The organism is Rickettsiales endosymbiont of Peranema trichophorum (assembly GCF_004210275.1).
Classification (GTDB): Bacteria; Pseudomonadota; Alphaproteobacteria; order Rickettsiales; family Midichloriaceae; genus RICK02.
The window spans coordinates 1-5,551 of the sequence record NZ_SCFA01000103.1; the positions used below are offsets into that span (position 1 = coordinate 1).

3 protein-coding genes and 1 pseudogene are annotated in these 5,551 nt (G+C 37.6%); 2 read left to right on the forward strand and 2 right to left on the reverse strand.

From position 1 onward, the window contains the following. Window positions 1-183: 183 nt before the first annotated feature. Entirely contained in the window at window positions 184-387 is a 204-nt protein-coding gene (locus tag EDM53_RS05240) for a hypothetical protein (RefSeq protein ID WP_130122608.1), read from the reverse strand. A gap of 88 nt (window positions 388-475) precedes the next feature. After that, window positions 476-1,054, reverse strand: coding sequence for a recombinase family protein (locus EDM53_RS05245; RefSeq protein ID WP_130122609.1), 579 nt, complete (start codon window positions 1,052-1,054; stop codon window positions 476-478). A gap of 121 nt (window positions 1,055-1,175) precedes the next feature. Between EDM53_RS05245 and EDM53_RS05250 the strand changes: the two genes are divergently transcribed. Together EDM53_RS05250 and EDM53_RS06460 are read left to right on the forward strand one after the other, a co-directional pair. Continuing rightward, window positions 1,176-4,178 (forward strand): Tn3 family transposase, encoded by a 3,003-nt coding sequence (locus EDM53_RS05250; RefSeq protein ID WP_130122610.1) that lies wholly within the window; start codon window positions 1,176-1,178, stop codon window positions 4,176-4,178. A gap of 312 nt (window positions 4,179-4,490) precedes the next feature. Further along, window positions 4,491-5,258, forward strand: a pseudogene (locus EDM53_RS06460) (Tn3 family transposase). The last annotated feature ends 293 nt before the right edge of the window (window positions 5,259-5,551 follow it).

Here is a 5,551-nt window from a genome sequence, read left to right on the forward strand (position 1 = left end):
ATTGCATTTAAAAAATCCTTCAGTCTTTCCTTATCACCAAAGACTCTCTTAAATGCTACATCGTTTGTTGCGTCTAGGTATCTTGTCATCACTATACTCTTTTACGTTCATGCTTAGTACAACCCATTGTACACTATTCCAAATACTTCCTCCAGCTGTTTTAGTGGTCCTACCTCTTCAAATTCACAATAGCTCGTCCACCGTTACACAGTTCTCATGTCCGTATGCACTACTTGATAGCTCATCATCCATAGACTCACAATAACAGATGCTGCTGCTTCCATCCCTTCTCGTATATACCAATACGTCTATGTCGTTATCCATGTCCGCGTCTACCCACAGCTTCCTTTCCGTTCCCTTCATGCACATCTCTAATCTTGCTTCCATTGTACTCCCTAGAACCGCTACCTCCTTATTGCTTTGTAATAGGGGTTTGACGATGATTGGAACGAAAAGTAGCTCTAAGGAGTTTTGATCATTTATCTAAAGAGAGGTATCGATAGAAAGTAGCTCTTGAAATTTTCAACATTTTGCAGATGTTATCAATATCCATATTATGATCTTTATGCATCTTTCTAGCAGTCAAAACTTTGGGGTCAGTAGAAAGAGTTCTTTTTCTTCCGCCATTTCTGCCTCTGGCTCTTGCAGCATTTAACCCTGCTTTAGTTCTTTCCTGAATTAATTTTCTTTCAAATTGCGCCAGTGAAGAGAAGATATTAAACACAAGCTCCCCTGATGCTGTAGTTGTGTCAATTGCACCATCGCACAGGGATTTAAAGCTAATTCCCCGATTCTTTAAATCTTCTACAGTAGATACAAGATGTGGCATTGATCTACCTAGACGATCTAGCCTCCAAACGACTAAGGTGTCTCCTTTTTGTAGTTCTTGTAGGCATTTTTCTAAACCTGGTCTTTCAGCTTTTGCTCCAGATATATGATCAGTAAAAATTTCACCTTCACGACATCCATAGTTTAAAAGGGCATCAATTTGCAACTTTAAGTGCTGATCATGTTTACTAACTCTTGCATAACCAATTTTTCTATTTATTCTCATTTACTGTGCACACCATGGCAATATTAGATTTACATTAATAAGATAACAATATGATACGTGATATAGGGGTATTTTTAAAGGAGATTCTTACTCTCAAAAAACGTTCGTTTTATAAGACATTATGCCTGTTGATTTTTTAACCAGTAAACAAAAAGAAAATTATGGAATTTTTCCTGAGACTGTGGGTCTGGAAATTTTACACAAGTACTTTCATTTGGATGATTATGATAAATCCCTCATTAAAAACTGTCGAAGGAATTATAACAGATTGGGTTATGCCCTGCAACTTACAACTGTAAGATTTATAGGCATTTTCCTTGCTAATCCTTTGAAAGTACCTGAACTTGTCAAAAATTATTTGGCTGTTCAGCTTGAGATTAAGGAGCTTGGTGATTTAAATAGCTATCTTTCGCGTAAGAAAACGAGGTATGAACATGTGTCTGAGATCAAGGAGAAGTTTGGGTACTGCGACCTCAATAGTCTATGGTTATTCAGATTAGCTCGCTGGTTATATACCCAATGCTGGTATGGCATAGAACGACCCAGTATTTTGTTTGATCGTACGGTATCATGGCTGACGGAAAGAAAGCTCCTCCTTCCAGGCATTACAACTTTAACCAGACTAATCTCACGAGTGAGAACTAGAAGTGATAATCGTTTGTGGTACATGCTATCAGAGTTGCCATCTATTGAACAAACTGAATTATTGAAGTCTCTTTTAAAGCCTTTGAAGGATCAGAGATACAGTGAATTGGATCAGTTGAAAAATGCTCCAACCAGAATAAGTAGTAATGCTTTAAATGATGCTATTAAACGATATAAAAAGATAAAATCTATCGGAATTCGAGATCTTGACTTTACAAAAGTACCTCTCATAAAACTCAGGGGCTTCGCCAGATATGTTACAACCTCATGGACTCCTTCAATACTCAGAATGCCCGAATATAAACAAATTGCCATGTTGGTTTCGTTCGCCTATATCTACGAGATTCAGATTCTGGATTATGTACTGAACTTACTAGATATGTTAATAAGTGAAATTGTCTCATCAGCCAAGAGAATCGGGGAAAAGAACAGATTGCGAACTTTGGGAGATTTAGATAAATCTGCTTCTGAATTGGCGGAATTTGCGCAATTGTTTTTGGATAACGAGTCAAAGGAAAACCTGCCGGAGCACATTTACCAGAGTATGGCAAAACAGCAAGTAAGCGATGCAATTGCAACGGTGAAAAGTCTGACCAGAAAAAATCATGAAAAATACTTTGAAGAAATGTTAGATCAGTACGCAAAAGTCAGGAGATTTCTGCCTTCCGTTTTGCAAGCCATAGACTTCAAGTCAACTAAGTCGGGACAAAATCTGTATGACGCGATGAAATTTTTACATTATATCGAAGGTAAGAAAAGAATAAATATCAACGGCGCTCCGAAGGAAATCATTTCCGAAAGCTGGCGGCACATGGTACTCAAAGATAATGAGACAATTGATCGTGCGGGATATACCTTATGTGTACTTGATGGTCTGCAATCCAGTATGAGAAGTAAGGATTTATTTGTAGAAGATAGTGAAAAGTGGTGTGACCCAAGAAGCAAGCTTCTTTCCGGAGATGAATGGCTAACCAAAAGAAGCCAAATAGGCAAATTACTGAATTTGCCGGTCGAGTCTTCAGATGCTATTGCTTTGTTCAGTAATGATCTTAGTCTTGCTTATGCGACAACATTAAGCAATGCGAATAAGAGTGGCAATCTAAAGGTCGTTCTTAATACCAAAGGGAAAAAGAAAGTTCAAGTTTCCAAATTAGAAAAAATTGAAGAGCCAGAAAGTTTAATATCATTACGTGCCATGATATCCACCTTACTTCCTCAGATTGAACTACCTGAGCTATTAATGGAGGTGAACAGGTTTACCGGGTTTACTTCTGAATTCACTCATATTAGTGAATCAGTATCTCAAATGAGAGATCTGGATATAAGTATTTGCGCCGTACTTATGGCAGAAGCCTGTAATATTGGGCATGAACCTTTAATTAGAAATAATGAGCCTGCATTATCAAAAGCAAGACTAAGTTGGGTTCAACAGAACTATTTTAGTTCGGACAATATAGGCAAAGCAAATGCAAGACTAGTTGATTATCATGCCGGTCTACCTCTAACTCAAAAAATAGGTAGCGGCGACATTGTATCGGGTGACGGTATTAGATACGCATGTGCGGTAAAGTCGATTAATTCAGGGCCAAATCAAAAGTATTTTAAGCAACGTGGTCTTACATATTATAATTTAACTTCTGATCAATTTACAGGATTAAACGGCCTATGTGTTCCTGGTACTTTAAAGGATTCTCTTTACGTACTGGATGCGATTACTCAGCAGCAAACAAAAGTGTCTTTAAAGGAAGTCATGGTTGATACTGCAGGTGCTAGTGAGATAATATTTGCGCTATTTTGGTTACTTGGATATCAGTTCAGCCCAAGAATTGCAGATACCGGCTCAGCAAGATTTTGGAGGATTGATTCCACAGCTGATTATGGTGTTCTTAACGATATTGCAAAGTACAAAGCCAGTTTGAAAGCAGTTACAAAGGAATGGGATGATGTTTTGCGGATTGCTGCATCACTCAAACTTGGCTACGTTAGCGCTGCTGAATTGATCAAATCTTTGTATAGGAATAACAGGCCTTCCAGCCTTGCAAAAGCCATTATGAATATAGGTAGGATTAGAAAAACTATTCATATGTTGAGATATATTGATGATGATGAATATAGAAGGCATATATTAGCGCAACTCAATAAAGGTGAATCACGTCACAGCGTCTTTAGAACTATATTCCATGGGAAAAAAGGAGAAATTTATAAGCATTATAAAGAGAACCAGGAAGACCAGCTTAATGCGTTAAGTTTAGTGACAAATACTATCGTAATTTGGAATACAGTGTACATACATAAGGCAGCAGAACAATTAAAAGCAGATGGAATACCGATTAAAGATGAAGATATTGCAAAAGTCTCCCCTTTAATGCATAAGCACATTAACACGTTGGGCAAATTCTCCTTTGCTTTACCGGACTCTGTGAAGGACGGGAACTTGCGAGAGTTAAATGAGATTAAAATTCAAAATTTTAATAAATGAAAATTTGACTTTTATATAATCGGCATTATGCTGAAGTGCAACTTCAGCATAAACAGAAAAGTATGTTGGCTTAAACAATGAGGCTTTGTCTGCCACTTTCTCTGTGATCTTTTTGTCTACTGTTTGACAAAGTAGTTTCAGAAATTCCAAAACGATATCATGTACGCCGATGTGACTTAGTGCACGTACCACATCTATGAGCCTTTACCATAATCATATGTGAGATTGGAATTTGAGAAAATTAAATGAAATAAAAACTCCTTAGAGCTACTTTTCGTTCCAATCATCGTCAAACCCCTAATAAACTCAGAGATAATTAGCCCGAATGAGCATGAGAGCCATTTTTTATTTGACATAGTGTACAATAATAGTTCAGAAATAGCCCCTGAAGCGATTACAGGTGATATGCATAGTATAAATTGCTTGAACTACGTGATATTAGATGCGATAGATAAAAGTTTTATGCCAAATTTTAACCGACCTGAAGAGGAAGTTATTAGCAGTATGAGACCATTAAAGGACTATGAGGCATGTTACTTGAAGCCAAAGAGGGTGATAGACAAGGAATTAATAGAAGAGAATTGGGACGAGATAGAAAGGATTATAGCATCTTTAGTGATGGGAAGGAGTAGCTAGAGCGTCATAGTGAGTAAATTGTCATCGTACAAGAGACATAACAGGGTGAAGAGAGCATTAAGCGAGTATAATGAGATAATGAAAAGTCTGCATTTACTAAATTTTATAGATGATAGGTATTGCAGGACATCGATAAGAGGAGCCCTAAACAGGATAGAGAGCTATCACAAGTTAAGGAGGGCGATATCAAGCGTAGGAGGAGGGAAATTAATAGGGAGGTCGATAACAGAGAATGAGATATGGAATCAGTGCACACGTTTAATAGCGAACTGTATAATATATTACAATGGCTTACTGTTAGACCAAACGCTGAATGCATTAAAAGAAAGTAGGAAGAGAAGAGAGTGTATAAAGTACATCAAGAGTATATCGCCTATTGCGTGGATCAATATCAATTTAACAGGTAGATACGAGTTTACAGGTAATAGAGGAGGTATGAATTGATGTGAATGGAGGAAGATGAAGGGAAGGCTATATACCGGTTAATAGACGTTAAGAGGTATACATATTTTGTGAGAATCTTCTATGAAGGAGACCACACCTGTGTTACAGCCGGACAGTAGGATTAGATGCTACTTTTAGCAGAATCGTGCTATAACCCACATCTCACCTAGCTTACAGCTCCTCTTACGAACCTACGAGGGATAAGACCTAGACACCCACGTTACACTCATGTCACAAATGGAGCAGCTATCCTAATACCTGAAGTGATATACAGCATTCTCTTGTTGTGGTGT